The sequence below is a fragment of the Streptomyces sp. NPDC058008 genome, from assembly GCF_042886395.1.
Lineage (GTDB): Bacteria > Actinomycetota > Actinomycetes > Streptomycetales > Streptomycetaceae > Streptomyces.
The window spans coordinates 104338-131298 of record NZ_JBHVQX010000011.1; the positions used below are offsets into that span (position 1 = coordinate 104338).

The following is a 26961-nucleotide window of genomic DNA, read 5'->3' on the forward strand; positions in this document are numbered from 1 at the left end:
TGCACGGGCGTGATGAGAGGTCAGCTTCGCAATCGCGATGCACGGGTCAACCGTTCATGCCGGACGTGCCTCCACGACGGGCGTCCGCGAGCCCCTGTGGCCCGGGCATCCGCGCCGAGCCGGAGTCCTCCTCGTGGTGACGCGGACCGTCTCCGCCACCTGGCCCACCCGTCCTGTTCCGCCCTGCTCCCCGCACCGGCCCACCCGGCCCGTGCTCCCGCAGGTCTTCCACCGAGGTGAAATCGCGTGACCGACGCAGCACACAACGGGACCCCGCCGGACACCCTGCGCCTGACAGCGGGACAGCGGGGAATCTGGTTCGCCCAGCGGCTCGATCCGGCGAATCCGTCGTACAACGTGGCGGAGTACGCCGATATCCGGGGCCGGGTGGACCCCGGTGTTCTGCGGCGGGCCGTGGACATCACCGCGGCCGAATTCGAGGCTCTGCGCAGCACTTTCGCTGAAAGGGACGGAATTCCCTTTCAGCGCGTACACCGGTCCGCCGACATAGAGGTGCCGCTGATCGACCTCTCGGACGCCGCCGACCCGCACGCCGAGGCCGTGCGGCGTATGGAGCTGTCCCTGGCGGAACCCGCGGACCTCGGCAGCGGCCCGCTGGTGCGGATGACCCTCTACCGCCTGTCCGGGACCCACCACCTCTTCCACCAGCAGGTGCACCACCTGGCGCTCGACGGCTACGGGGCCGCGCTCGCGCTGGCCCGCATCGCCGAGGTGTACACCGCCCTCACCGACGCTCCGGACGCCGAACCGCCCGCCCGCCCGGCCACATCGCTCGCCGCTCTCCTGGAGGAGGAGGACGCCTACCGTTCCTCCCAGCAGTACGACCGGGACCGCGAGTTCTGGGACGGCCAGATGGCGGGGCTGCCGGTCCCCGCCGGGATGTCGGGCAGGAGCGGGCCTCCCGGACACGGATCGCTTTCGGTGCGCCGGGAGTTCACGCCCGAGGAGACGGCACGGCTGCGGGCCGCCGCCAAGCGGGCCGGAACGGGCTGGCCGACGTTCTTCATGGCGGCCCTGGCCGTCTGCCTGCACCGGAGCAGGGGGCTGGGTGAGGTCGTCCTCGGTCTGCCGGTCACCGGGCGGCGGACCCCGGCCGCCCGCTCCACGCCCGGGATGCTCAGCAACGTACTGCCGCTGCGCCTCGCGATCTCACCCGCCGACCGGGTGGCCGACCTGGCGAAGCGTGCCTCCGCGGGGGCGCGTGCCGTCCTGCGGCACCAGCGCCACCCGTCGGAGAGCCTGCGCCACCGGCTCGGTACGGCAGGGAGCCGGACGCCTCTGACCGGACCGTCGGTCAACATCCTGGCCTTCGACGAGGCCCTCCGCTTCGGCCCGCACACCGCGACCCTGCACAACCTCTCCATCGGCCCGGTCGAGGACATGGCCGTCGCCGTGCACGCCTCGTACACCGGGGGCGGGATGCACGTGGACCTGCTCGGCAACCCGGACCTGTACGCACGGCGGGAGCTGGCGGACCATCACGCACGCCTGTGCCGCGTGGTCGAGGCCTTCGCCGACGACCCGGAGCGTACGATCGGCTCGCTGCGCATGGTCGGTGACGACGAGCACCTCGACGTCCTTGGCCTCGGGGCCGCCCAGGTCTCCGTGAGGCGGAGCGGCGAGGGAGGCCCGCTGCCCGAGCAGCTCGCCCGGCAGGCCCGCAGCACCCCGGCGGAGACCGCCGTGGTGAGCGCGGACAGCCGCCTCACCTTCGCGGAACTGGACCACCGGGTCGACGTGCTCGCCGGGGTGCTGGCGGCCCGGGGAGCCGGGCCCGGAAGCCGGGTCGCCGTCGGCCTGCCCCGGTCCACCGGTCTGGTGGTGGCGATGCTCGCGGTGATGCGGACGGGGGCCGCGTGCCTGCCGCTGGACCCGTCCTATCCGGCGGACCGGCTGGCCTTCATGATCGAGGACTCCGGGCCGGTCGCGCTCGTCGCGACGGCCGGATCGGCCCGGGCCATCGATCCCCGGGGCAGCGTGCCGCTGGTCGACCCGGCCGGAGCGACGGCGGATGCCGCCTGGACCCGCCCCGTTCCGCCGGGTCCCCAGGACGCCGCGTACGTCATCTACACCTCCGGTTCGACGGGCAGGCCGAAGGGCGTCGTGGTCGAGCACCGCTCCCTCAGCAATCTGCTCGAACACCACCGGCGGGAAGCGCACGCACCGGCCGTGGAGGCGCTGGGACGACGGCTGCGCGTGGCCCTCACGGCGGCCACTTCGTTCGACGCCTCCTGGGACCCGGTGCTGTGGATGGTCGCCGGCCACGAACTGCACGTCGTCGACGACGACGTGCGCCGGGACCCGCAGGCGCTCGTCGAGTTCCTCCTCGCGCGGCGCATCGACGCCGTCGAGACGACCCCCACCTATCTGCGGCAGATGCTGACGGCGGGGCTGCTCACCGGCGCGGACCACCGGCCCAGGGTCATCGCCCTGGGCGGCGAGGCCGTCGACGACGCGCTGTGGAAGGAGCTCGCCGACGACCCCGGGCTGCTGGTCTTCAACTACTACGGTCCGACGGAGACCACCGTCGACGCGGTGACGGCCCGGGTCACCGCGGGGTCCCCGGTCATCGGACGGCCGGTGGCGGGTGCGGGCGCCTACGTCCTGGACCCCTCGCTGCACCCGCTGCCGCAGGGCGCCACGGGCGAGCTGTACCTCACCGGTGAGGGGGTGGCCCGGGGTTACGCGGGCCGCCCGGGGCTGACGGCGGAACGTTTCATGCCCGACCCGTTCGGCATGCCCGGCGCCAGGATGTACCGGACCGGGGACCTCGCACGGTGGAACGAGGACGGCGCGCTGGAGTTCCTCGGCCGCAGCGACCGGCAGATCAAGGTGCGGGGCTTCCGCGTGGAGACCGGCGAGATCGAGGCGGCCCTGCGCTCCCGGCCCGGAGTCCAGGACGCGGCGGTCACCCTGGTCTCGCCGCAGGACGGACCGGAGCGGCTGGCCGCCTACCTGGTGGCTTCGCCGTCGGCCGGCCCGCCCCGGCACGCCGAGGTACGTGACGCCCTGACGGCCGTACTGCCCGCCCACATGGTGCCGGCCGCCTGGGCGACGGTGCCGCGGCTCCCGGTCACCCCCAACGGCAAACTGGACCTGGCGGGCCTGCCGGAAGCGGTGCCCGTCGCCTCCGACGGGGGCGCGCCGCGCTCCTCGGAGGAGTCGCGGATGTGTGCCCTGTTCGCGGAGTGCCTGGGTCTTCTCCGGGCGGGCCGGGACGACGACTTCTTCCTGCTCGGCGGCCACTCCCTGCTGGCGATGCGGCTGATCGGCCGGGTGCGCGGCGAGTTCGGCGCGGAGCTGCCGATACGGGCGCTGTTCGCGTCGCCCACTCCGGCCGGGCTGGTGGCCGCGCTCGGCGACGCCGCACCGGCCCGGCCGGCCGTGGAGGCGGTGAGGCCGCGCCCGGACCGGCTGCCGCTCTCCTTCGGACAGCAACGGCTGTGGCTCCTGGAGACGCTGGGCGACGCGGGCACCTCGTACCACCTTCCCGTCGCCCTGCGGCTGCGCGGTGCGCTCGACCGCAGGGCGCTCGCCGACGCGCTGGCCGACGTGGTGGCACGGCACGAGAGTCTGCGGACGGTGGTCGGCGAGCATCCCGACGGCCCGTACCAGCGGGTCCTGCCCGAGGCGTCCTCCCGGCCGCCGCTGCGGGTCATGGCCGAGGCGGATCCGCTGCGGCCCGACCCCGCGCCCTTCGACCTGCGCAGCGAACTCCCCGTCCGCGCACAGCTGTTCCCCGCCGGGCCCGACGAGCACGTGCTGATCGTGACGCTGCATCACATCGCGGCGGACGGCTGGTCGATGGAGCCGCTGACGCGGGACCTGTCCGCCGCCTACGCGGCACGCCGCTCCGGGTCGGCGCCCGGGTGGTCCGCCCTGCCGGTGCAGTACGCCGACTACGCCCTGTGGCAGCGCCGTCTGCTCGGTGACACCGCGGCGCCGGACGGTCCCGCCGGACGGCAGATCGCCCACTGGGCCGCATCGCTGGAGGGGCTTCCCGAGGAGTGCGCCTTCCCGGCGGACCGGCCTCGCCCGGTCCGGTCCTCGGGGCGCGGAGGGAGCGTCCCGGTCCGGATCGGGGCCGATGACCACCGCGCGCTCGTCCGCCTCGCGGGCGACTGCGGGGCCAGCGGCTTCATGGTGCTGCACGCGGCACTGGCGGCGCTGATGTCACGTCTGGGCGCGGGCCCGGACATCGCGATCGGCACCCCCGTGGCGGGTCGCACCGACGAGTCCCTGTCCGACCTGGTCGGCTTCTTCGTCAACACCCTCGTCCTGCGCGCCGACACCTCCGGCGCGCCGGACTTCCGCGAGCTCGTCCGGCGGGTGGCGCGGGCCGATCTGGCCGCGTACGCGCACCAGGACGTCCCCTTCGAGCGGATCGTGGAGGAGCTGGCCCCCGCGAGGTCGCTGTCCCGCCACCCGCTGTTCCAGGTGATGCTCAGCCTGAACAACACCCCTCCCCCGGAGCCGGTGTTCGACGGTCTGCTGGTCGCTCACGAGGCGTCCGTGGGCAGGAGCGGCGCCAAGTTCGACCTGACCTGGGACCTGACCGAGCTCCGCGACGGCCGGGGAGCCCCGGCAGGGATCACCGGAGAGCTGGAGTTCAGCGAGGATCTCTTCGACCGCGACACGGCGGCACGGTTCTGCGAGCACTTCTCGCGGCTGCTGTCCGCCCTGCTCGCCGATCCGGGCCGTCCGGTCGCGGACGCCGAATTCCTGACGGCAGGGCAGCGCGCCGTCGCACTGGACGAGGTGCCGCGCGGCGTCGCCGAGCCGCTCACCGGCGCGTCGCTCGCACGGCCGGGCGGGCACGACGGGGACTGGACGGTGGTGGACGTCCTGGAGACGCGCGCCGCCGTACAGCCGGGCCGCACCGCGGTGGTGGCCGCGGACGGCCGTCTCGGCTTCGGCGAACTCCTCGCCCGCAGCGACCGGCTGGCCGCCGCCCTCGCGGAGGCCGGGGTCGGCGCGGGCGACCGGGTGGCGGTGGCCCTGCCCCGCACCTCGCTGCACATCGTGGCCGTGCTCGGCGTGCTGCGCGCGGGCGCGGTGTACGTCCCGGTCGACCCGACGCACCCGCGTGCCCGCAACCAGCTGATCCTGGAGACCGCGTCGCCCCGCCTGGTGCTGGCCACGGCCGGGACGCGGGCGGCGCTGCCCGCGACGGCGGACGTGCTGCTGCTGGACGGGGCGGAGGCGTGGCGCGGCAGCGAGGCACCGCTGCCGCCCCCGCCGCGTGGCCGGGACGCCGCCTACGTGCTCTACACCTCCGGCTCCACCGGGGTGCCCAAGGGGGTCGTCGTGGAGCACCGGTCCCTGGCGAATCTGCTGACGGGTCACCGGGAGCGGCTGATGGAGCCGGCGGAGGCGGGCAACAACGGCCTTCCGCTGCGGGTCGCGCTCACGGCGGCGATGACGTTCGACGCGTCGTGGGACCCGCTGCTCTGGATGATCGCGGGCCATGAGCTGCACCTGGTGGACGACGCCACGCGCCGCGACCCGGAGGCGCTCACCGCGCTGCTGCACGAACGGGCGGTCGATGTCCTGGAGACGACGCCGTCCTTCGCCGAACAGCTGCGCGCCTGCGGCCTGTTCGCCCCGGGCCGGCCGCGTCCCCGCGTCCTGGCGCTCGGCGGGGAAGCGGTCAACGACGCCCTGTGGCAGGAGCTGGCCACCCTGCACGACGTCGCGGTCTGGAATCTCTACGGACCCACCGAGAGCACCGTCGACAGTGTCATGGGCCGTGTCGTTCCCGGCTCGCGCCCCCACCTCGGCCACCCCGTGAACGGCACCCGGGCCCGGGTGCTGGACGCGCGGCTCCGGCCGGTCGCCCCCGGCACCACCGGTGAACTGCACCTGGCGGGACCCGGGCTGGCCCGTGGGTACGAGAACCGGCCGGCCGCGACCGCGGCCCGCTTCCTGCCCGACCCGTACGGCGCGCCGGGCACCCGGATGTACCGCACCGGGGACCTGGTACGGCGCAAGGAAGGGCGCCTCGAGTACGTGGGGCGGGCCGACGGCCAGATCAAGGTGCGCGGATTCCGGGTGGAGACCGGGGAGATCGAGACCGTGCTGGCCGGTCACCCCGATGTGGCGCAGTCCGCCGTCGCGGTGCGCCCCGGGGCCGACGGCGAGGGAAGGCTCGTGGGCTGGGTGGTCGCCGCGGACGGCCGTGAGCCGTGCGCCCGGACGCTCCGCACGTTCGCCGCGGGACGGCTGCCCGCCCATATGGTTCCGGGCACCGTCGTCCCGGTCGCGGCCCTGCCGCTGACCGCGCACGGCAAGGTGGACTTCGCGGCCCTGCCGCTGACTCCAAAGGCCCCGGCGAGCACGGACGACGATCCGCCGCGCTCCGCCCCGGAGGAGATCCTCTGCGCCCTCTTCGCCGAGAGCCTGGGGCACGAGCAGGTCTCCCGCGGCGACGACTTCTTCGAACTCGGCGGCCACTCCCTGCTGGCGACCCGGCTGATCGGCCGGATCCGTTCCGCGTTCGGCGTCGAACTGCCCGTACGGGCCCTCTTCGAGTCCACCACCCCCGCCGCGCTGGCCGAACGGCTGGGTGAGGCCGGGTCCGCCCGGCCCGCACTGCGCCGGGCCGACCGGCCGGACCGGCCACCGCTCTCCCCGGCACAGCAGCGCCTGTGGTTCCTGCACCAGCTGGACCCCGGGACCGCCGCCTACCACATCTCGTTCGCCGTACGGCTGCGCGGGGACCTGGACCACCGGGCGCTTCGCCGCGCGCTCTGCGACGTGCTGGCCCGGCACGAGAGCCTTCGTACGCTGGTCAAGGCCGGTGACGGGGAGCCGTACCAGGCCGTGCTGGCCCCCGGTGACGCACGCGTCAGCCTGCCGGTGACGCCGGTGGACGGCACGGCTCTCGACGCGGCGCTGCGGGATTCCGCGGCGGCCCCGTTCGACCTCTCGGCGGAGGTCCCGTTGCGCGCCGCACTGTTCCGTACCGCGGAGGAGGAGCACACACTTCTGCTGACGATTCATCACATAGCGGCCGACGGTTGGTCGATGGGGCCTCTGGCGCAGGATCTCGCCGGTGCCTACGCGGCCCGGACCTCCGGACGCGCCCCGAGCTGGGAGCCGTTGCCGGTCCAGTACGCCGACTACACCCTCTGGCAACGCGGCCTGCTGGGTTCCGCGGACGACCCCGGCTCGCTGGCCGCAGGTCAGCTCTCCTACTGGCAGGGCGTGCTGGCGGGCGCCCCGGAGGAGACTCCGCTGTCCGCCGACCGGCCGAGGCCCGCCACCGCCGGCGGCCGGGGCGGCATCGTCCCGCTGTGTCTGGACGAGGAGACCACGGCGGGCGTGGCCCGGTTGGCGAGGTCTTCGGCCAGCAGCGCCTTCATGGTGCTGCACACCGCGCTGGCCGCTGTGCTGCACCGCACGGGAGGCGGCAACGACATCGTCATCGGTACGCCGGTGGCCGGGCGGACGGACGAAGCGCTCGATCCGCTCGTCGGCTTCTTCGTGAACACCCTCGCCCTGCGCACCGACCTGAGCGACGACCCGTCCTTCGAGGCTCTGCTGGCCCGGGTACGGGAGACCGACCTGGCCGCGTACGCCCATCAGGAGCTGCCCTTCGAGCGGCTGGTGGAGGCGGTGCGGCCGACCCGATCGACGGCACGCCATCCGCTGTTCCAGGTGATGCTCGGCCTGAACAGCCACCGCGCCCCCGAGCTGAACCTCCCCGGCCTGCGGGCGCGGGCCGAGGGGGTGGGCACCGGTGGCGCGAAGTTCGACCTGTCGTTCTCCTTCACCGAGCGGCCCGCCGCCGGGGGTGCGGGAGCGACGCTGGAGGGCACGCTGGAGTTCAGCCGCGACCTGTTCGACGAGGCCACCGCGCGGCGGATCGCCGGCTTCTTCGGCCGGCTCGTCTCGCTCGCCGTCCGCGAGCCCGGCACCCGCATATCCGACCTGCCCCTGATCGGCGCCGAGGAGAGCGAACGGCTGCTCGCGCTCGGCGACGGCGGCGGATCCGGGGAGGGACCCGCCACCGTGCTCGACCGGTTCGCGGAGACCGTGGCCGCGGCGCGAAGCGGTGACATCGCGGTCACGGCCCCCGACGGCAGCGTGTCCTTCGCCGAGCTCGACGACCGCTCCGACCGCATCGCCGGACTGATCGGCGCGGAGGGCGTCGGACCGGGTGAACCGGTGGCCGTGCTGCTGCCGAGGAGCGTCGACTCGATCGCGGCTCTGCTCGGCGTGCTGAAGGCGGGGGCGGTCTACGTCCCCGTCGACGACTCGCTTCCGCAGGCCCGGATCGACGTGGTGCTGGCCGACGCCCGCCCGGGCCTGGTCCTCACCTCCGGTACGGCGGGGGCCCGTGTCCCGGCCGAATGGCGCCGGACGGACCTCGATGGCCGGCTGACCGGCTGCGGGCCGGAGGGGAGCGCCCACCGGGCTCCGGCCGCCCGGCCCGGGGCCACGAGCCCCGCCTACCTGCTGCACACCTCCGGTTCCACCGGCCGCCCCAAGGGGGTGCTCGTCGGGCACGGTTCACTGGCCCGGCTGCTGGAGCACCACCGCCGCCGTGTCTTCGGTCCGGCGGTTCGCGCGAGCGGCAGGCCCCGTCTCCAGGTCGCCCTGACCGCGGCCCTGTCCTTCGACGCCGCGTGGGACCCGGTGCTCTGGATGATCGACGGGCACACCCTCCATGTGCTGGACGACCTGACCAGGCGCGATCCGGAGGCGCTGGCCGAGGCGGTGCGCACGCGCGGCCTCGACGTCCTGGAGTCCACGCCCACCCACGTCCGCCAGCTCCTGGACGCGGGCCTGTTGACTCGGCCGGCGCACACACCGGCCGTCCTGGTCCTCGGCGGCGAGGCGGTGCCCGCCGCCCTGTGGAGCGCGCTGCGGGAGCATCCGGCAGTGCGGGCCTGGAACTTCTACGGGCCGACCGAGGCGACGGTCGACACCCTGGTCGCCGACGTCGCGGAGTTCACGCGTCCGGTGCTCGGCTCACCCGTGGGCGGGGCCCGGGCCTATGTGCTCGACGGCCGGCTGCGGCCGGTGCCGGTCGGCGTGCCGGGTGACCTGTACCTCGCCGGGGACAGCCCCGCGCTCGGATACCACGGCCGCCCGGGCGAGACCGCGCTGGCCTTCCTCCCCGATCCCTACGGCCCGGCCGGAGCACGGATGTACCGAACCGGCGACCGGGCGGTACGCGCGGCGGACGGGGCCCTGGAGTTCGCCGGGCGCGGCGACGGTCAGGTGAAGGTGCGCGGCTTCCGCGTCGAGCCGGACGAGATCGCGGCCGTCCTGGAGACCCACCCCGATGTCGTCCAGGCCGCGGTGGTGTCGCACGGGGACGGTCCGGCGGGGGCCCGGCTCGCCGCGTACGTGGTGACGGGCGCACGGCCCGGCGAGGACGCGGAGGCCGCACCGGTCACGGCCCTGCGGGACCACGCGGCAGCGCGGCTGCCCGCCTACATGGTGCCGTCCGGGTGGCTGACCGTGGACCGGATTCCGCTCACCCCGAGCGGGAAGCTCGACCGCGCCGCCCTGCCGGACCCGTCGGACGGGGCCTCCGCCACCGGCCCGGGCCGCAGCCCTCGAAATCCGCGGGAGGACGTGCTCTGCACCCTGTTCGCGGAGGTGCTGGGCTGCGAAGGGGTACTGATCGACGACGACTTCTTCGCGCTGGGGGGTCACTCCCTGCTGGCCACCCGGCTCATCGGCCGTATCCGGACCACACTGGGTGTGGACGTCAGCATCCGCGGACTCTTCGAGGCGCCGACCGTCGCCGCACTGGCGGAGCGGCTGCTCGACGGCGCCCAGGACGACCCGCTGGCGACTCTTCTGCCGCTGCGCACCACCGGCGGCCGGGCACCCCTGTTCTGCGTCCACCCGGCAGGCGGTCTGGCCTGGTCGTACGGCGGGCTGCTCCCGCACCTGGACGACGACCAGCCGGTGTACGGACTCCAGACACCGAATCTGAACGGCACGGCGCCCTTCCCCGCGAGCATCGAGGAGATGGCCTCCGTGTACGTGGCCGAGCTGCGGAGCGTCCAGCCGCACGGGCCGTACCACCTCTTCGGCTGGTCCTTCGGCGGCAACGTCGTCCAGGAGGTGGCCGTGCAGCTCCAGGAGGCGGGTGAGCGGGTGGCGCTGCTGACCATCCTGGACGCCTTCCCGCTCGCTCCGCTGGACGATCTGGACAGCGCGGACCGCGACACCGTGTTCCGGGCGCTGCTGGCCAACATCGGCGTCGGGGAGGGGGCCCTCACGGACACGAAGGAGGTCGAAGCTGCCGCCGTGCGGGAAGAGTTCCGGCGGGCCGGCAGTCCCCTGGGTTCGCTGGAGCCGGCCACCATCGACGCGATGGTGGACAACTTCGCCGGCCAGGCCCGGCTGATGCGCTCCTACACCCCGCGCACGTTCCACGGTCCGGTGCTGTTCTTCACCGCCACCGAGGGACGCCCGCGCGACACGTTCACACCCGGCCTCTGGTCGCCGTACGTCGACGGGCACATCGAGAACCACGACGTGGCGTGCACGCACGCCCGGATGATGGCGCCCGCCGCGAGGGAACAGATCGGCACCACCGTCTCGGCCGCCCTGCGCGCCACCCATCACACCGCACAAGGAGAACTCTCATGACGAATCCGTTCGACGACCCGCAGACGCAGCACCGTGTCCTGGTCAACGACGAGGGACAGCACGCGCTGTGGCCGTCGTTCGCCGTCGTACCGGCCGGCTGGGACGAGGTGTTCGGCCCGGCCGGGCACGACGCCTGCCTGGAGTACGTGGAGCTGAACTGGACCGACATCACCCCGAGGAGCGCACGGGTGCGGGTCGCCTGACCACGGCCGGCCCGCCCCCTCACCCGCGCGACGAAAGGCACCCATGTCCACACCGCACTCCCGGACGGCGATCCGCGCCGAAGGGCTCACCAAGAGATTCGGGAGGAAGCGGGCGCTCGCTGGCGTGGACCTCCAGGCGGAGCCCGGCACCGTGCTCGGGGTCCTCGGCCCGAACGGTGCGGGCAAGACCACGACGGTGCGCGTCCTGTCCACGCTGCTGCGGCCGGACAGCGGACGGGCCTGGATGGCCGGGCACGACGTGCTGGGCGACCCGGAGGGCGTACGCCGCAGCCTGGGGCTGTCCGGCCAGTACGCGGCGGTCGACGAGAAGCTCACCGGACGGGAGAACCTCTACCTCGTCGCCCGGCTCTACGGCCTCGGGCGGCGCGCCGCGCGCCGCAGGGCCGGGGAGCTGCTCGCCGGCTTCGACCTGGAGGACGCGGCGGACCGGCCGAGCGGCACCTACTCGGGTGGCATGCGCCGCCGTCTGGACCTGGCGGGAGCACTGGTGGCCCGGCCGCCGGTCGTCGTGCTGGACGAGCCCACCACCGGGCTCGATCCGCGCGGCCGGGCGGACACCTGGCGGGCCGTCAGGGATCTGGTGGCCGAGGGCACGACCGTCCTGCTGACCACGCAGTACCTGGAGGAGGCGGACCAGCTGGCCGACACCATCGTCGTCATCGAGCACGGGAGTGTGGTCGCGCGCGGCTCCGCCTCCGAGCTCAAGGCCCGGGTCGGCGGCGAGCGCCTCTCCCTGACCGTACGGGCACCGCGGGCACGGTCCGCCGCGGCCGACATCCTGTCCTCGCTGGGCCCGCACCGGCCGGAACTCGAAGCACGCACGGGGCGCTTCACCGTCACCACGGACCACGGTGCGCAGACCCTGGAGTACGCCCTCGGCTGCCTGCGGCTGGCGGGCATCGCGGTCGCCGACGTGGAACTGGCCCCACCCACCCTCGACGACGCCTTCCTCGCCCTCACCGGGCAGCCGGCCTCGGCCGGTGAGCCGCCGGCCGACGTCGTCGGCGCCGGTGGCCGGGGAGGCACGCGGTGAACACCCTCCGGCGCCTCGGGCGCGACTCCTCGATCATCGCCTGGCGCAACCTGCTCAACCTGCGCCGCACCCCCGGCTCCGTCATCGCGGCCCTGGTGCAGCCGGTCATGTTCGTCCTGCTGCTGGCCTACGTCTTCGGCGGAAGCCTCGGCGGGGCCTCCTACCGGACGTTCCTCATGGGCGGCATCTTCGCCCAGGCCGTCACCTTCAACGCCGCCTTCACCGCGCTGGGCCTGGCCAACGACATGGACAAGGGGATCGTCGACCGCTTCCGCTCGCTGCCGATGCCGGCGATGGCCGTGCTCCTGGGCCGGACCCTGTCCGACCTGACGATGAGCACGGTGACACTGGTCGTCACCTCGCTGTGCGGACTGCTGGTGGGCTGGCGGATCGCCGCGTCACCGGCCGACGCGCTGCTCGCCTACGCGCTGATCCTGCTGTTCGCCTTCGCCATGTCCTGGGTCGGAGCGGCGATCGGTCTGCTCGCCCGCAGCGTCGAGGTGGCGCAGAGCGCGGGGCTGATCTGGCTGTTCCCCGTCACGTTCGTGTCGTCGGCGTTCGTCTCGACGCACACGATGCCGGGCCCGTTGCGCACGGTCGCCGAGTGGAACCCGGTATCCGCCACCGCGACCGCCGTCCGGCAGCTCTTCGGCAACCCCGCGCCGGGCGGCGTCCCGGCGGCCGGCGGCTGGCCGGTCGTCCACGCCCTGCCCTACGCGGCCTTCTGCGCGTGCGTCATCACGGCGGCGTTCATGCTGCTCGCCCTGAGGAGGTTCCGCCGCATCACCCTCGGCTGACCGCGCGTCCGACGGCGGAGGTGCCACGGTCGCGGGAGCCGGTGGTCAGGGGGCGGGAACGGGGCCGCCCGGCCGGAACCGTTCCACCCCGACGATGTGCCGCACCCTGAGCGGACGCACGATCACGGCGACCCGCCGCTCCCCGGGCATGGCCCACTCGAAACGCTCGGCGCCCAGGTACTTCCGGGCCAGCCCGTCCATGTGGTCGCGCGCCTGCTCACCCTCGACGAAGCGGACCACCTCGCCACTGATCTGTACGCGGTCGAAGGGATCCGCGTGGTCGGCGTGCGAGAGGTAGACGCGGGGGTCACGGCGCAGGTTCTCCTCCTTCACCCGGCCCACCGAGGTGTTGAACGAGAGTTCGCCCTCCGCCTCAAGATCGACCCACATGGGGCTGACCCGCGGCGCTCCGTCGGCGAACACGGTGCCGACGTACCAGATGTGAGGGGCTCGCAGCCTCGCGCGGACGGCTGCGTCGAAGGTCGCGGTCATGGGGCGAGGCTATCGGGCAGGGCTGCCCCTCCGCCGAAGGCACCGGCCGGTCAGGGCCGGCCGATCCCCAACTGCCCGACGTGCTCTCCCGGCTCGGCGAGCGCCGCGACTTCATCCGGGCGTGTCGGAGCGTCTCCCGCTCCACCTCGCCCTCCACCGCGAGGAACGGGACGTCCGTGGAGCGCACTCGGGACCCCTACGGTCCCGGTCATCTTTTCGCCGCCCCTGACGACGTGGCAGGTGTGCACACTCTCCAGGTCCGCCAGGTGACCGGTCCGGTACCGGGAAGCCGTGCGGTGTCCGGCCGGCGATCACGTCCGGCCCGGCATGTGCAGGTGAGGGGGCGAGCCCCCGGCGCCGGACCCGTGACCGGAACAACGGGTCCGGTCGGCCGGGCCCTTCGGCGGCTCCTCGGGACGGAGCCGGCAAGCCCGGATCCTCACAGCACCCTGCGGACCAGGGGAAGGCGACGCAGCCCGGCGGCCAGCAGGAAGGCCGACGGCAACGCTGCCCCGGCGGCCGTGAGCCACGCGCCGGTCGCGGACAGCCCGCGGTCGGCGAGGTAGTACTGAACGGTCACGACCAGCGGCAGATGAACGATGTAGACGCCGTACGAACTTGCCGCCAGCTCGGCCGAGAGGCGGCTCCGGCCGGTGACCGCCTCCCGGAACAGCGTGAGGAGCCCGACGCAGAGAGCCACGCACAGGGCGCTTTCACAGGCGGCCCACAGCGCCGAGGGGCCGTCGGCCCCGCCGGGCCCGAAGTGGCCGGCGTCCGTGCCGGTCACGAACAGCACCAGGACACCGGCCACCCCACCGCAGAGCCACCACCACCCGGTACGGGCGTCGAACCGCTCCAGCCAGTCGTACCGGTACGCGAGCACGCCGAGCACGAAGAAGGCCGCGTACTGCGGCAGTCTGGCGGGCTCGACCTGGAGGAAGTCCAGGACGGGGATCCAGGTGTCCAGCGGATACCGCAGCCGGACGAGGAAGGTGGCGGCGGCGATCACGGCGGTCAGCAGGAGGAGCGCGCGATGACCCGGCACCGGGCCCGCGCTCCGGACGCCGCCGCCGCGCTTCCCCAGCAGCCTGCCCGCCTGGCGGCAGACGGCGTACAGCACGCTGTACGCGAGCAGGTTCTGGACGAACCACAGATGACCGAACTGCAGGTCCGGCCAGGACGGTCCGGTCCAGTCCGAGGGCGTGTCGCCCAGCCCCAGGTACACATCCGTGAAGTAGCGCCTGAACGGGATCGCCGGATACCCCCGGTAGTGGACGTAGTACGCGTACATCAGTCCCGGGACGATCGTGAGCGCGCCCGCGACGACCGGGATGCCGAGCCGTGACAGCCGGCCTCCGAGGAAGCGCCGCACACCCCTGCGGTCGTACGAGCCGGGCACGAAGACGGCCGAGACGAAGAAGAAGAGGCTCATGAAGAAGGCGCCGTCGATGGCGGACAGCGTGGCGAGGGCCTGGTTGTGCGGCCGGCCCTCGACGTACCACCAGTCGGCGGGGCCGTAGGGCTGGGCGGCGTGGTGGAGGACGACCAGGACGGTCAGCGCGATCCGCAGGTTGTCCAGCCAGTCGAGGCGACGGCCCGAGGGGCGCGGCGACGGCGGGGGCGTGGCAGTGCCCGAACGGAGTGTGTACATGCATTCAGGATGCTCAACATGTGTACACCCCGCACTGGTGCTAGCCCCCGTTCCCCTCCCCCGGCAAGCCGTACAGGCCCTGGAGCAGGAGGCGTTGATTGGCGGCGCTGCGCTGTGCCAGGACGTCCGGGGCGAACATCGGGGCGGCGAGATTCGGCTGCATGACCCTTTCGAGCAGGAGCGGTCCAAGGATCAGGCAGAGCATCTGGAACGGCGCCCACCGCTCGTCCGGGCGCTCCCCGCCGTGGGCGGCGGACAACCGCTCCAGTTCGGTCCGGGCCCCGCTCAGCAACCGTCCGAACAGGGCGGCACTGGCCTCGCTCTCCTCCAGCAGGACGTGCCGCAGGTATCCACGCAGTACCGGATCCGCTCCGAACAGCCGTGCCGACACCTCGCCGAGGGACGCCATCACCTCGGCCTCCGGATCCAGCGCGGCCAACTGGTCGCGGATGCGGCCCAGTACGTGCTCGTCCACCGCCGCCCGCAGCCCGTCCTTGGAGCCGAAGTGCCGCGTCACCAGCGCGGGGGAGAGACCGGCGGCAGCCGCCACGGCCCTCGTCGAGGTCGCCTCGAAGCCCCGCTCCGCGAAGAGCTCCAGCGCCGCCTCACGCAGCCGGGCCCGCCCCGTCAGATCACTCTTCTCCACCGTCCGCATGCATGGCAGCGTAACGAGTGCCCGGGTCCCCGGTGATCGGTCAGGACCTGCGGCCTGCGCACACCGGCCGCCGGGACCGGCGGTCGGACCCCACGTGCCCTGGCAGCGGACAGCGCTCCGTGCAGGTGTCGCGGGCAGGACCAGCTCACCTTCCCTGACCGGTGCGGGGCCGAAAACGCGTCGCCGTCCGGGCGGAACCGCGACCACGCGGCGATCACCACCGCCCATCCGCTCGCGCAGCGGGCGGAGTTGGCCAGCGCACCGTCCTCCGTGGACGAACAGCAGGGCAACCGTTCCATCAGCCCGCGAGTCCTCCCTGTCGGCCCCGTACGAGGGCCGCACCGTTCGCGTGGATCGAGTGGGGGGCTTCGTGGGTGTCCGCAGGGCGGCGAGGGGCGTCAGCGAGTTTCTGTTGGAGACCGTCGGGGAAGCCCTGGCGGAGGTGATCCTGACGCTGCTCGCCTGCGGCCTCCTCCTCGCTCTGGTGCTGGCCGCCCGTCTGAGCTGGTCGTTCAGCCCGCGCCTGACCCTCGCGGGTGCCGGACTTCTCAGCGTCTTCCTCGCTCACGGCGCCTGGACGGCCTTCCGCGATCGTTCGGAGCGGCGGCGGCGGGGCCTCGCCGCCGTGACCACGGCGGTGTTCGCCGTGACCGCGGCGACGGCGGTCTTCCTGCTGTTCTACGCCACGGACTGCGGCTGCCTGTGAGATCGGCGAACCTACTCCCGCCGGCCGGCGGAAGCCCTCGGCGCGGGGCCGCTCCTTCTGACGGAGCGGCCCCGCGCGACGGGTCCACGGTGAGGGTCAGTGACCCGCGACGACGCCCGACAGCTCGTTGGTGCTCTTCGGCAGGGTGACGGAGGCGAGCTTCTTGCCGGATTCGATGTCGATGGCGTGCAGGGTGCGCTCGGCCGGGTCGGAGACGTACGCCGTGTGATCGCGTACGAAGAGCGTGGGACGGGGCTGCTGCCAGTCCAGCGGCTCCTGCCACCGGCCCACAGCGTCGATCTTCTTCTCGACCTTGCCGGTGCCGGGGTCGATGACGTGGACGGCGCCGTCGGTACCGAGGACGAGGGCTTCACCGTGCGGTCCGCGGGCGAGCGAGCGGAAGGAGTAGCTGGTGCCCAGGTCGACGAGGCGGATCTTCGCCGTCGCGGTATCGATCAGGGAGACCCGGGTCGGCCGTTCCAGCTCCGCGTCGGGGTCGGTCTTGTAGTCGCCGAGCAGGACCGGGGACTGCTCGCTGCCCGCCTGGTTGCCGATCCGCCCGTAGTCGTCGGGGGCCTCGGCCTTGGTGAACCGGCCGTCCTTGTAGATCAGGACGCCGTCCTCGCATCCGACGGCGACGGCCTCTCCGGCGGCCGCGGCCTCACCATGGACTCCGGGGCAGTTCTCGTTGCGCGCGGTCTCCTTGTCGTTCTTGTCCAGGACGAGCGCACCGGTGCGCTTCTCCTCGTTCCCGAGCGTACTGAGGAGCCGTCCGTCGCTCAGTTCGATGGCGACACCGTGGTGGGCCTCGGCCGAGGTGTAGGTGCGGCCCTCCGGCTTCTTCCCTCCGCTCAGATCGGCGGGGTCGAAGACCTCGACCTTTCCGGTCCCGTCGGTGAAGAGGACCGTCTTCCCCGCGTGCCGCACCACGTGCCCGGGCTTGGCGCCCGGGTACTCGATGCCGGTGAGGGCCTGCCCGGTGGCGTTCAGCACGCGGAAGCCGCTGTCGGTGGAGACGACGACGTGCTGGTCGTCCCCGGCGGGATTGACCCGGTTGAAGCCGGGGAGCTCGATGCTCCCGGCGAGGTCGAGGCTCTCTCCGTCGAGGATGTAGAGGCCACCGTCGTAGGTGGCGACGACCGGGTCCTTGACCGCGTCGGCGGGGGTGGCGTCCGGGGTGGTCCTCGCCTCGGCGCCGGCCGGGGCGCCGCTCTGCCCTCCGCAGGCCGTCAGGACCGCGGCCGTCGCCAGGGCGAGTGCCGTCGCGGTGAGGGACCTGTTGCGTATCGAGGTGTTCACGGGTCTGTGTTTCCTTTCCTGGCCGCGAAAGGGCGGCGAGAGGTAGGGGAACGGCCGGGTCGGCCGGTCCCTGTGCGGGCGGGTGAGGAGGTTCAGCCGCCGGTCAGGCCGTCGGTCATGGCCTCGGTGTTGGCGCGCATCATCCGCAGGTAGGTGCCGGCGCCCCCGCTCTTCGCGGTCAGCGACTCCGAGTGGAGCTCGACGACGCGTACCTGACCGCCCAGTTCGGCGCGCAGCACCTCCGCCAGCTTCTTGGGCTGCGAGGAGTCGGCGAACACGGTCCGTACCCCGGCCTTCTCCATGGCCTGGGTGAGGGTGCGCAGGTCGGAGGAGCTGGGTGAGGCGAGGGTCGTCCCGCTCGGGATGACCGCGCCGATCACGCGGAGACCGAAGCGGTCGGCGAGGTAGCCGAAGACATGGTGGTTGGTCACCAGGGCGCGCCGGTCCTCGGGGATCCGGTCGAAGGACTTCTCCATCCAGGTGGAGAGGTCGGCCAGTTGCCGGTCGTAGCGGGCCGCGTTCGCGCGTATCGCGTCGGCGTCCACGCCCGCGACGTGTGCGACGACCTGGTCGGCGATCAGGCCGGACGCCTTGCGCACGCGGTCCGGGTCGGTCCAGAAGTGCGGGTCGGGCTGTCCCGCCTCCTCGTCCGGACCGCCCTCGTCCACCCGGAAGGTGAGCGGGTCGACGGCCCTACCGGCCTCGAAGGTGGCCACCCCCGACGCCCGGGCGGCGTCCACGTGCCGCAGCACGTTCTCCTCCAGGCCCAGGCCGTTGAAGACCACGAGGTCGGCGCGCTCCAGTCCGGCGGCCTGCACGGCCGACAGGCCGAAGGAGTGGGGATCCGCGTCGGGCTTCATCAGCACGGTGACGTCGGCCTCGTCGCCGACGATCTCGCGTGTGATGTCGCCGAGGATGTTGGTGGTCACCACGATGCGGGGCTGATCCTCCCCGGTGGCGCAGGCGGTCGCGGCCGCGGCTGTGGTCAGGGCCAGCAGACCCATGAGCAGGCTGCGCAACCGCGCCACCCGCACTCTCGCGCGCTTCGTCGCCCCGGTCGTTCCCGTGGCCCTCATCGCCCTGTCTCCGCCATGAGGTGCGGCTCGATACCGACGTCGAAGGAGCGTGCGACGCGCAGGTCGTCGTTGTAGTCGATCTCGTACACGCGCCTGCCCCGGGGGTCGTTGACGTAGGCGCGGCTGCGGTCGACCTCGATCACGGGCCCGCTCCCGCCGCTGGCGATGTGCTGGTCTCCCGTCAGGAGCTTTCCGGTGCGGGAGATCTCCTTGCCGGTGGCCACGTCGTAGCCGTGCAACGCCCCGTCGGCCTCCAGGACCAGCAGGGGCGAGCCCTCTCCGGCCGTTCCCACCGCCACGACGGGCCCCGTCTCCACCCGCCTCCAGGTGCGGTCAGTGACGTCCAGGACCCATACGGCCTTCTTCCCGGCGCGTGCCGTGAGGGTGTCGCTGCCGGGCCGGTGACGGAAGGAGTCGGCGCGTTCCCCCTCGGGCACCTCTCCGTCGTACGGGATCCTGTCGGCGGTGAGGACGCCGTCCTTCTCCCGCAGCAGCAGGGCGCCGTCGGCGCATCCGAGGACCACTCCGCGGCGGGTGACGGCGTCGCCGCGCGGGGCCTCGCACGCGGCGTCCGGGGACGCGACGGGCCTGCCCTCGCGGTCGTACACCGCGACCTTCGCCGTTCCGCCCCGGTCCGTGAGGGCCAGCAGGTGTTCCGCGTACGGGACGACGGCGCCGGTGTGCGCCCCGGGGAGGGAGCGGAGCGAACGGATGCCGCCCTTCTCCAGCTCCGTCCGGTCGTACACCCCTGTCCGGCCGTCCTCGTCGGTGACCGCGGTGACCACGGCGTCGCCGCGTACCTGCGCGTCCGCACTCCCGGGGAGGAGGCCCACGTCGCGTATCGCCGCGCGGTAGTAGTGCACGTGGTCACCGTGGTCCACCGTCCAGGCACCGCCGTCGAGCACATGGGTGCCCCGGGAGGTGTGGAGGTAGCCGAACCGGCCGTCCGTGTCCAGCCGGACGGCGCCCGCCACGGCGGCCGTCGGGTGCACCGTGCCGGTGATGAGGTCGAGCACCCGGCTGTCGCCGCTGCCGGGATCGTTGAGCACCAGGCGGGACTGCTGCTCGGCGCCCTCCTTCGCCCCTTCGACGTAGCCGTGCGGTGGAGCGGTCGTGGAGGAACTGGCCTGTGCGGGCTTCTCGGCTCCTCGCCCCGCGCAGCCCGTCGCGAGCAGCGCGGTGAGCGCCAGTGCGGCCGAGGCCCACGGTGTGACGTTTCTTCGGATGGACAAGTCGGTCGCCTCTGGTTTCTTCATCGAACGGTCGGGACGGCGGGGACGGCAGGGCGCGCGCGGCGGTGGCGCAGGCCGGAGGCCAGATGGGAGAGGAAGAACAGGCTCACGGCGAGGGCCGCGACGGTCGCACCGGCGGCGGTGCCGAGGTGCCAGGACAGCAGCAGCCCGCCGAAGGTGGCGGCCCCACCGGTCAGTGCGGCGAGGCCCATGACCCCGCGGACACTGAGGGCCCAGGGCAGCGCGGCCGCGGGCGGGGCGATGAGCAGGCCGAGGACGAGCAGCGTCCCCACGATGTGGAACGACGCGACGATCGCGAGTCCCAGCAGCCCGAGCAGTACGGCGTGTGCGAGACGCGGGCGGAGTCCGAGGGTCCTGGCCTTGCGCGGGTCGAACGTCAGGGCGAGGAAGGCGCGATGGCCGAGGACGGCGACGCCCAGTGCGACCAGCAGCGCCGCCCCGAGGAGGTACAGGTCCTGCTCACGGACGGCGAGGACGTCACCGAACAGGAAGCCGGTCAGGTCCACCGCGAACGACTGCGAACGCGACACGATGATGACGCCGAGCGAGAGCATGCCCACGAACAACAGGCCGATCCCGGTGTCCTGGGACAGCCGCGGCGTGCGCCCGAGGGCGGTCACACCCGCCGTCATCACGACCGCGCTCGCCACCGCTCCCACGAGCAGGTTCCCGCCGGCCAGCGCGGACAGCGCGACTCCCGGCAGCAGCCCGTGGGACATGGCGTCCCCGAGAAAGGCCATGCCTCTGAGCACCACCCAGGTACCGGCCAGGGCGCAGATCGCGGACACCAGGATTCCGCCCCACAGGGCTCGCTGCACAAAGGTCACTTCGAACGGGGTCGTCAACCACTCCATGCCGGTGACACTACAATGAAAATCATGTTCAACAAACCACTCCTCCCGCCCTCCGGACCCTCGGACCCGACGGCGCGCGTCCGCTTCACCGACCTGTGCGCCGGCTACCCGGGCAGGCCCGTCCTCCATGAACTCACCGCCGAAATAACGGCGTTGACGACAACGGCGCTCGTCGGGCCGAACGGCAGCGGCAAGTCGACACTGCTCGGGGTGCTCGCCGGTGTGATCGACCCGACATCCGGGGACCTCCGCCACGGAGGCGGCCGGCCGCCCGCCTTCGTCCCGCAGCGCGGGGCCGTCGGTGACGCCCTGCCGCTGACGGTCCGGCAGACCGTGGAGATGGGGCGCTGGGCCGAACGCGGGCCCTGGCGCCGGCTCACCCGGCGGGATCACGCGAAGGTGGACGCCGCCCTCGGCCGGCTGGACATCGGCGACCTCGCCGGGCGCCAGCTCGGCGAACTCTCGGGCGGGCAGCGGCAACGCACCCTGATCGCCCAGGGACTGGCACAGGAGTCGGACCTGCTGCTCCTGGACGAGCCGACCACGGGGCTCGACCCGGATGCCAGGAGCCGGATCACGACGATCCTGGCGGAGCTGGTCGCCGACGGCGTGACGGTCGTCCACGCCACGCACGACCTGGAGGCGGCGCGCTCGGCGGACACCTGCCTCCTGCTCCGCGACGGCCACCTGACCGGATGGGGCCGCCCCGTGGACGTCCTCACCACGTCGGCGCTCGCCCGGGCCGCCTGGCAGCCGACCTGACGACGGAACCCGCTCCCCCGGCCGGAGCCGCCGCGAGCCCGCACGCGGCACAGCGCTCCGCCGGCGGATCCGCGGCCGGTCACCCGGATGCGGCCGCGCGGCCACGCCCGCACAGCGGTGACGGATCCTCGACCATCCATCGTTCAACCACCGCAGGGCCGCCCGGACACGGCCCGCGGATCCGCGCCCCGGGGGCCTCCGCGCCCCGCCGGGTGCCGCCGCACGCGGCCCGGCGGGACCGTGCGCGGCCCTTACGCGCCCCCCTTCGGCAGCGGGCGCACCGGCCGCCGCGTCACCACGACGGCACAGGACCGGAGGAGCGTCCGCCGGGACCGAGCACGCGCCCCCAGCCTCTCCGTATGGCCTGATTGCCCAGGTTTGGCTAGGTTGATACCGGTTACCGGTACGGCGATGTCTGGAGAGCGGGGAGACACGGTCGGCGGGCACCTCGCCCAGGGGCCCACGCCCGGTCTCGACGTCGATGCGCCGCCCCGTGTCCACGGCCCCGACCACGTTCCGCACCCACACCCCACGACGAAGGGGAAGCGAAAGTGACCAGTACCTCGCACCAGCCGACCACCGCGGACTCCGGCATCCCTGTGGAGAGCGACGAACACTCGCTCACCGTCGGCCCGGGCGGACCGATCCTGCTGCAGGACTCGTACCTGATCGAGCAGATGGCCCAGTTCAACCGGGAGCGCATCCCCGAACGCCAGCCGCACGCCAAGGGCAGCGGCGCCTTCGGGCGCTTCGAGGTGACGGGGGATGTCAGCCGCTACACGAAGGCGGCGCTCTTCCAGCCCGGCACCACGACCGAACTGGTCATCCGTTTCTCCACCGTCGCGGGCGAGCGGGGCAGCCCGGACACCTGGCGCGACCCGCGCGGCTTCGCGGTGAAGTTCTACACCAGCGAAGGCAACTACGACATGGTGGGCAACAACACCCCCGTGTTCTTCGTGAAGGACCCGATGAAGTTCCAGCACTTCATCCGGTCGCAGAAGCGCCGCGCGGACAACAACCTCCGCGACCACGACATGCAGTGGGATTTCTGGACCCTCTCCCCCGAGTCGGCCCACCAGGTCACCTGGCTGATGGGTGACCGCGGCATCCCGCGCAGCTGGCGCCACATGAACGGCTACACCTCGCACACGTACATGTGGATCAACGCGCAGGGCGAGCGCTTCTGGGTGAAGTACCACTTCAAGACGGACCAGGGTGTGGAGACGTTCACCCAGCACGAGGCCGACCAGATGGCGGCGGCCGACACCGATTACCACACGCGTGACCTCTTCGAGCACATCCGCGACGGCAAGTACCCCAGCTGGACGCTGAAGGTCCAGGTCATGCCGTACGAGGACGCGGTGGACTACAGGTTCAACCCGTTCGACCTGACCAAGGTGTGGCCGCACAGCGACTACCCGCTGATCGAGGTGGGGCGGATGACGCTGGACCGCAACCCCACCGACAACCACGCCGAGATCGAGCAGGCGGCCTTCCAGCCCAACAACCTGGTCCCCGGGATCGGCCCGAGCCCGGACCGCATGCTGCTGGCACGGCTGTTCTCGTACGCGGACGCGCACCGCTACCGCATCGGGGCCAACTACCAGCAGCTCCCCGTGAACGCGCCGGTCGTGCCGGTACACACGTACTCCAAGGACGGGGCGATGGCGTTCCGGAAGACCACCGATCCGGTCTACGCCCCGAACTCGAAGGGCGGCCCGGCGGCCGACACCGAACGCTACGGCAGCCCGCCGAGCTGGCACGCCGACGGCGACATCACGCGGGCGGCCTACGTCGACCACGCCGAGGACGACGACTGGGGCCAGCCCGGGACCATGGTGCGTGAGGTGCTCGACGACGCGGGGCGGGACCGGCTGGTGGACAACGTCGTCGGCCACCTGCTCAACGGCGTCACCGAGCCGGTCCTGAAGCGCGCCTTCGAGTACTGGTCGAACATCGACGGGCCGATCGGCCGCCGCATCGAGGAGGGCGTACGCGCCAAGGCGGGCGAGAAGGATCCCAAGGCCTCGGAGCAGGGAAACCCCGCACGCCGGTCCATGCAGGACAAGGCCTGACCAGGGGCGCGTCCGCAGCTCCACGGCCCCCGCGCCCCCGGCCGACGCCGGGGGCGCGGGGGTTCGCCGTGCCGCCGTTCCCGCCCTTCGGCCGTCCGTGTGCGCGGCGGGCCAGGTACGTTGCAGTGACGACCGACGCGAGGGAGCCGTCCATGACCACGGCGGAAGACCTGTTCATCATCGCTCTGGCCCTGGGGCCGCCGGACCGCCCCGTGGGGCAGGGCGACCTTTCGCTCGCGCTCGCGGGGGCCGAGCTCATCGACCTCGCCGCGGCAGGGGCCCTCACCGTGGACGGCGACCGCGTCGTCCCGGGACCGCAGCCGGCGCTGGACGACCGCCTCCTGGGCGAGGCGTCGTCGGCACTCGCCCGGCAGGAACCGTACGAGCGGGTCGAGGACTGGCTGTGGCGGCGGGGGCGTGACCTCTCGGCGGCGTACCGGGGCGCCCTGGAGGAGGACGGCCGGCTGACCCGGAGCAGCCGTAGCCGTTCCCCGTTCGGGGCCGACCGCGTGGAGCCGGCCGACACGCCCTCCCGCCGTCGGGCCCTGAACCGCTGGGAGGACGACGAGCCCGTGCTCTCCGGTCTCGCCGAGGCCGTGGGGGTTCCGGGGCGGCGGACGGAGAGCGTGCCGGACCCCGAGGACGACGTGGCGGCGACCGTCCTGGCCGCTGTCAACGACGCGGTGATGGAGCTGGAGGCCGTGCGCCAGAGGCGGTCCATCGAGAGCGCGGCGTTCGCCAACGTCTGGCGCGGGCCGTGACGGGAGACCGCGCGCCGTCGCCCGGACGCACGCGCGGCCGGACCGTCCGCCGGCGCCACGCCTCACGGGTCCGGACGGGGCGGCGCCGGCCGTCCCCTCGCGTCGCGGACGGCATCCCGTCCGCCTGAAGGGGACGCCTGAAGGGGAGCCTGAAGGGGACGCCTGAACGGCGCGCCTAGACGGGGCGGCGCTCCTCCGGAGCGTCTCCGGGCATCGCGATGCGGGTCAGGGCCTCGGCGGCGGTGGGGAACACCGGGATCAGTTCACCGACCCCGGTGACGTCCAGCAGCCTGGCGAGGTGCGGCGGTACGGACACGAGCGAGAGGGAACCGTGCCGGTCCTTCGCGTACCGCAGGACGCCGATCATCGTGTTCAGGCCGGAGGAGTCGCAGAATTCGACGGGTTCCAGGTCGAGGACGACGTGCGGTCTGCCCTGTCTGATCAGTTCCATCGCCCTGGTCCGCAGGCCGGGCGCGCTGTCGACGTCGATCTCGCCCGCGACGGTGAGGAGCGCGACCGAGTCCGCCGGGTGCCGGACGGTGAGGATGAGGGGCTGGCTGTACGTCATGGTGTCAGTGCTCCAGGCCGGGAGCGGTCGCCGTCGCGGCAGGAGCGGCGGTGACCGCTGGATGATCACACATCGGATGTCACCTGCGGAACCGTACCTGATGACAACTGTTGCCATGCGGCAAGGGTATGGTCCGCAGGCGCGGCCTTCAGAAGCCTGCGGCGGACGGAGGTAGGATACTCGGGGCCACGGGTGTGTCCCGGAGACTTTGTCCTGGCTTTCCATACGAGCGCATCGGACGCCCGGCCTGCTTGCCCGGTCCGGTGGCCAGACGGACGAGTGAAGCAATGCCGGATCGGAGTGTCAACGATATGGGCCTGAACCCCGAACCCGACCATCGGTCCCGGGACGCGGCCCGTGAGGGTTCCGAGTTCGTCGAACTCCTCGAAGTCCTCTGGGAACACGGACGTGAGGCGGTGCCCACCGGTCCGGTCTCCCCCTCCCAGCTCCGCGTCCTGTACACGCTGGACCGGGAGGAGGGCATCAATCTGCGCATGCTCGCCGAAGCGCTGGGGTCGGCTTCCCCTTCGGTCAGCAGGCTGTGCGACCGGCTACAGGCCACGGGCTTCGTGGAACGCGCCCCGAGCCCGGTGAGCCGTCGTGAGCTGGAGCTCCGGCTGACCAGCCACGGCAAGGCGTACCTCGTCGACCTGCGGACGCGCAGGGAGGAGATACTGATGTCCACCATCGACGCGATGCCCGTGAAGGCCCGGCGTTCACTGCTCGAAGGGCTCAGGGCCTTCCGCAGCGCGGCCGCCGCCGCGGGACAGGACAGCGGCGGGGCGAGACCCTTGCGGTCGACCGGATAGGAACAGGCCGACCGGTCGGCGCCGGTCACGCGGACGGGCCGCCGGCGGCGGACTGCCGGCCGAACCAGTCCAGACAGACCACCAGGGCGTCGTCGTCCAGCGGCACGGTCCCGCGATGGTCCCTCAGGTCGCGCAGCACGGCCAGCGGCACCTGCTCGGACGGCAGGAAACGATGCGCGGAGAGCGACCGCGCGAGGGCGCGCTGCCCGTAGAACTCCCCGGCCTCCGACGCACTGTCGTAGACGCCGTCGCTGCCGATGAGCAGCCGGTCGCCGGGCTCGACGCGCAGGCGCTGCGCGACGTACTCGGTCTCCTCGAACATGCCGAGGGGCAGCTGGGCGTCGAAGTCGATCGTGTCGACGCTGCCTCCCCTGAGCCGCCACATGCGGGGGGACCCCGCGTCCACGGCCTCCACCTCACCCGTGGCGAGATCGAAGCGCAGCAGCAGGACGGACGCGTGCAGGGCTCCACGGTGCTGGGTGTAGACGGCCTGGTCGGCGAGGCTGGCCTGGCCGGGAAGGTCGAGGCCGGCGCGCCGGGCGTTGCGCAGCGCGTTGACGACGAGGTTGGTCAGCAGGGCCGCTTCCATCCCCTTGCCCATGCCGTTGGTGACGGTCAGGGTGAGGTGGTGGGCCGACACCGACCAGTCGAAGTTGTCGCCGAAGATGGCGTACGCGGGCTCCAGGTGGGCGCCGAGCCTGAATTCGGGGCGGGACACGGAGCGGCCGGGCAGCAGCTGCCACTGCATCTCGGCGGCCAGGGTCAGCCTCGTGGCGCGGCGGGCGAGGAGGTAGAGGTCGGTGTCCCGCTCGGCGACCAGGATCTCGTGGCCGAGCGCCTCGCAGATCTGCTGCATCTCCGCCAGGTCCGACCGGGAGCAGCCGCCCTCGGGCGCCGTGACGCTCAGGACGCCGAGCCGGTCGCCGCGGACGGTCACCGGCAGGTGCGCGGTCACCGGGCCCGGCGTCGTCCGGGGCTCCACGTACGGCTCCTGCGCGCCGAAGGCCCGCCCCTGAGGGCTGTCGTGCACGGGCACCGGCTCGGCCGTCGGCACTTCGGACACCACCTGGAGCGTGGTCATGCCGTAGTCGGCGAGCCGCAACTTCACGCTCCGCACGTCGAACTGCTCCCGCAGAGCCGTCGTGACGACGTCGAGGAGCAGATGGGGTGCCGCCTTGCGCAGTTCCCGCTCGACCGCGGCGAATCTGTCCACGTGATCCTGTTTCTCGTCATGCTGCGCCGAAACCCGGACCGCTTTCGGGACCCGGCCCCCGGCCTCCAGCGTACGGGGCCTGTACCCGATCCAGC

18 protein-coding genes are annotated in these 26961 nt (G+C 73.0%); 9 read left to right on the forward strand and 9 right to left on the reverse strand.

Annotated elements, in window-relative coordinates:
• Positions 1–246 precede the first annotated feature (246 nt).
• The 4 genes from ACFVS9_RS13670 to ACFVS9_RS13685 are packed head-to-tail and all read left to right on the forward strand — an operon-like array spanning position 247 to position 12692.
• Positions 247–10638: an amino acid adenylation domain-containing protein gene (locus ACFVS9_RS13670; RefSeq protein ID WP_389931946.1), complete on the forward strand. Its 10392-nt coding sequence runs from the start codon at positions 247–249 to the stop codon at positions 10636–10638.
• Entirely contained in the window at positions 10635–10841 is a 207-nt protein-coding gene (locus ACFVS9_RS13675) for an MbtH family protein (RefSeq protein ID WP_383115192.1), read from the forward strand. Before ACFVS9_RS13670 ends, ACFVS9_RS13675 begins: the two co-directional genes overlap by 4 nt.
• Positions 10842–10884: 43 nt before the next feature.
• Entirely contained in the window at positions 10885–11895 is a 1011-nt protein-coding gene (locus ACFVS9_RS13680; protein ID WP_389931948.1) for an ATP-binding cassette domain-containing protein, read from the forward strand.
• On the forward strand, positions 11892–12692 hold the full coding sequence (locus ACFVS9_RS13685; RefSeq protein WP_383115190.1) for an ABC transporter permease: 801 nt from the start codon (positions 11892–11894) through the stop codon (positions 12690–12692). Before ACFVS9_RS13680 ends, ACFVS9_RS13685 begins: the two co-directional genes overlap by 4 nt.
• Positions 12693–12737: 45 nt before the next feature.
• On the opposite strand, the gene ACFVS9_RS13690 is transcribed toward ACFVS9_RS13685, so the two are convergent.
• The 3 genes from ACFVS9_RS13690 to ACFVS9_RS13700 all read right to left on the reverse strand — a co-directional run bounded on the left by ACFVS9_RS13690 (position 12738) and on the right by ACFVS9_RS13700 (position 15490).
• On the reverse strand, positions 12738–13184 hold the full coding sequence (locus tag ACFVS9_RS13690) for a TIGR03618 family F420-dependent PPOX class oxidoreductase (protein WP_389931950.1): 447 nt from the start codon (positions 13182–13184) through the stop codon (positions 12738–12740).
• A gap of 439 nt (positions 13185–13623) precedes the next feature.
• Entirely contained in the window at positions 13624–14835 is a 1212-nt protein-coding gene (locus ACFVS9_RS13695) for an acyltransferase family protein (protein WP_389931952.1), read from the reverse strand.
• 40 nt (positions 14836–14875) lie between these two features.
• Positions 14876–15490, reverse strand: coding sequence for a TetR/AcrR family transcriptional regulator (locus tag ACFVS9_RS13700; RefSeq protein WP_383115187.1), 615 nt, complete (start codon positions 15488–15490; stop codon positions 14876–14878).
• A 349-nt stretch (positions 15491–15839) separates the two neighbouring features.
• Here ACFVS9_RS13700 and ACFVS9_RS13705 point away from each other — a divergent pair, with 349 nt between their 5' ends.
• Positions 15840–16196, forward strand: coding sequence for a lysine transporter LysE (locus tag ACFVS9_RS13705; protein WP_389931954.1), 357 nt, complete (start codon positions 15840–15842; stop codon positions 16194–16196).
• A 96-nt stretch (positions 16197–16292) separates the two neighbouring features.
• Here the strand turns inward: ACFVS9_RS13705 and aztD are convergent, their stop codons facing one another.
• The 4 genes from aztD to aztB all read right to left on the reverse strand — a co-directional run bounded on the left by aztD (position 16293) and on the right by aztB (position 20678).
• Positions 16293–17495: a zinc metallochaperone AztD gene (gene aztD / locus ACFVS9_RS13710; protein ID WP_389931956.1), complete on the reverse strand. Its 1203-nt coding sequence runs from the start codon at positions 17493–17495 to the stop codon at positions 16293–16295.
• 92 nt (positions 17496–17587) lie between these two features.
• Positions 17588–18571 carry a zinc ABC transporter substrate-binding protein AztC gene (gene aztC, locus ACFVS9_RS13715; protein ID WP_389931958.1) on the reverse strand — a complete coding sequence of 328 codons (984 nt, stop codon included), beginning with the start codon at positions 18569–18571 and terminating at the stop codon, positions 17588–17590.
• Positions 18568–19803, reverse strand: coding sequence for a hypothetical protein (locus tag ACFVS9_RS13720; RefSeq protein ID WP_383118897.1), 1236 nt, complete (start codon positions 19801–19803; stop codon positions 18568–18570). Before ACFVS9_RS13720 ends, aztC begins: the two co-directional genes overlap by 4 nt.
• Positions 19804–19823: 20 nt before the next feature.
• The gene (aztB, locus tag ACFVS9_RS13725; RefSeq protein WP_389931960.1) at positions 19824–20678 is read right to left on the reverse strand and encodes a zinc ABC transporter permease AztB; all 855 of its coding nucleotides are present in this window, start codon (positions 20676–20678) and stop codon (positions 19824–19826) included.
• 15 nt (positions 20679–20693) lie between these two features.
• Between aztB and aztA the strand changes: the two genes are divergently transcribed.
• From aztA to ACFVS9_RS13740, 3 genes are all read left to right on the forward strand, one after another.
• Positions 20694–21440 (forward strand): zinc ABC transporter ATP-binding protein AztA, encoded by a 747-nt coding sequence (gene aztA / locus ACFVS9_RS13730; RefSeq protein WP_389931962.1) that lies wholly within the window; start codon positions 20694–20696, stop codon positions 21438–21440.
• A 551-nt stretch (positions 21441–21991) separates the two neighbouring features.
• Positions 21992–23515 carry a catalase gene (locus ACFVS9_RS13735; RefSeq protein WP_383118900.1) on the forward strand — a complete coding sequence of 508 codons (1524 nt, stop codon included), beginning with the start codon at positions 21992–21994 and terminating at the stop codon, positions 23513–23515.
• Between the two features lie 152 nt (positions 23516–23667).
• Positions 23668–24276: a GPP34 family phosphoprotein gene (locus ACFVS9_RS13740; protein WP_389931964.1), complete on the forward strand. Its 609-nt coding sequence runs from the start codon at positions 23668–23670 to the stop codon at positions 24274–24276.
• Positions 24277–24451: 175 nt separating this feature from the next.
• On the opposite strand, the gene ACFVS9_RS13745 is transcribed toward ACFVS9_RS13740, so the two are convergent.
• On the reverse strand, positions 24452–24844 hold the full coding sequence (locus ACFVS9_RS13745; RefSeq protein ID WP_383113759.1) for an STAS domain-containing protein: 393 nt from the start codon (positions 24842–24844) through the stop codon (positions 24452–24454).
• A 311-nt stretch (positions 24845–25155) separates the two neighbouring features.
• Here ACFVS9_RS13745 and ACFVS9_RS13750 point away from each other — a divergent pair, with 311 nt between their 5' ends.
• A complete protein-coding gene (locus ACFVS9_RS13750; RefSeq protein WP_383113760.1) occupies positions 25156–25653 on the forward strand; it encodes a MarR family winged helix-turn-helix transcriptional regulator in 498 nt (165 codons plus the stop codon).
• Between the two features lie 25 nt (positions 25654–25678).
• On the opposite strand, the gene ACFVS9_RS13755 is transcribed toward ACFVS9_RS13750, so the two are convergent.
• The gene (locus tag ACFVS9_RS13755) at positions 25679–26866 is read right to left on the reverse strand and encodes a PP2C family protein-serine/threonine phosphatase (RefSeq protein ID WP_383113761.1); all 1188 of its coding nucleotides are present in this window, start codon (positions 26864–26866) and stop codon (positions 25679–25681) included.
• Positions 26867–26961: the final 95 nt, after the last annotated feature.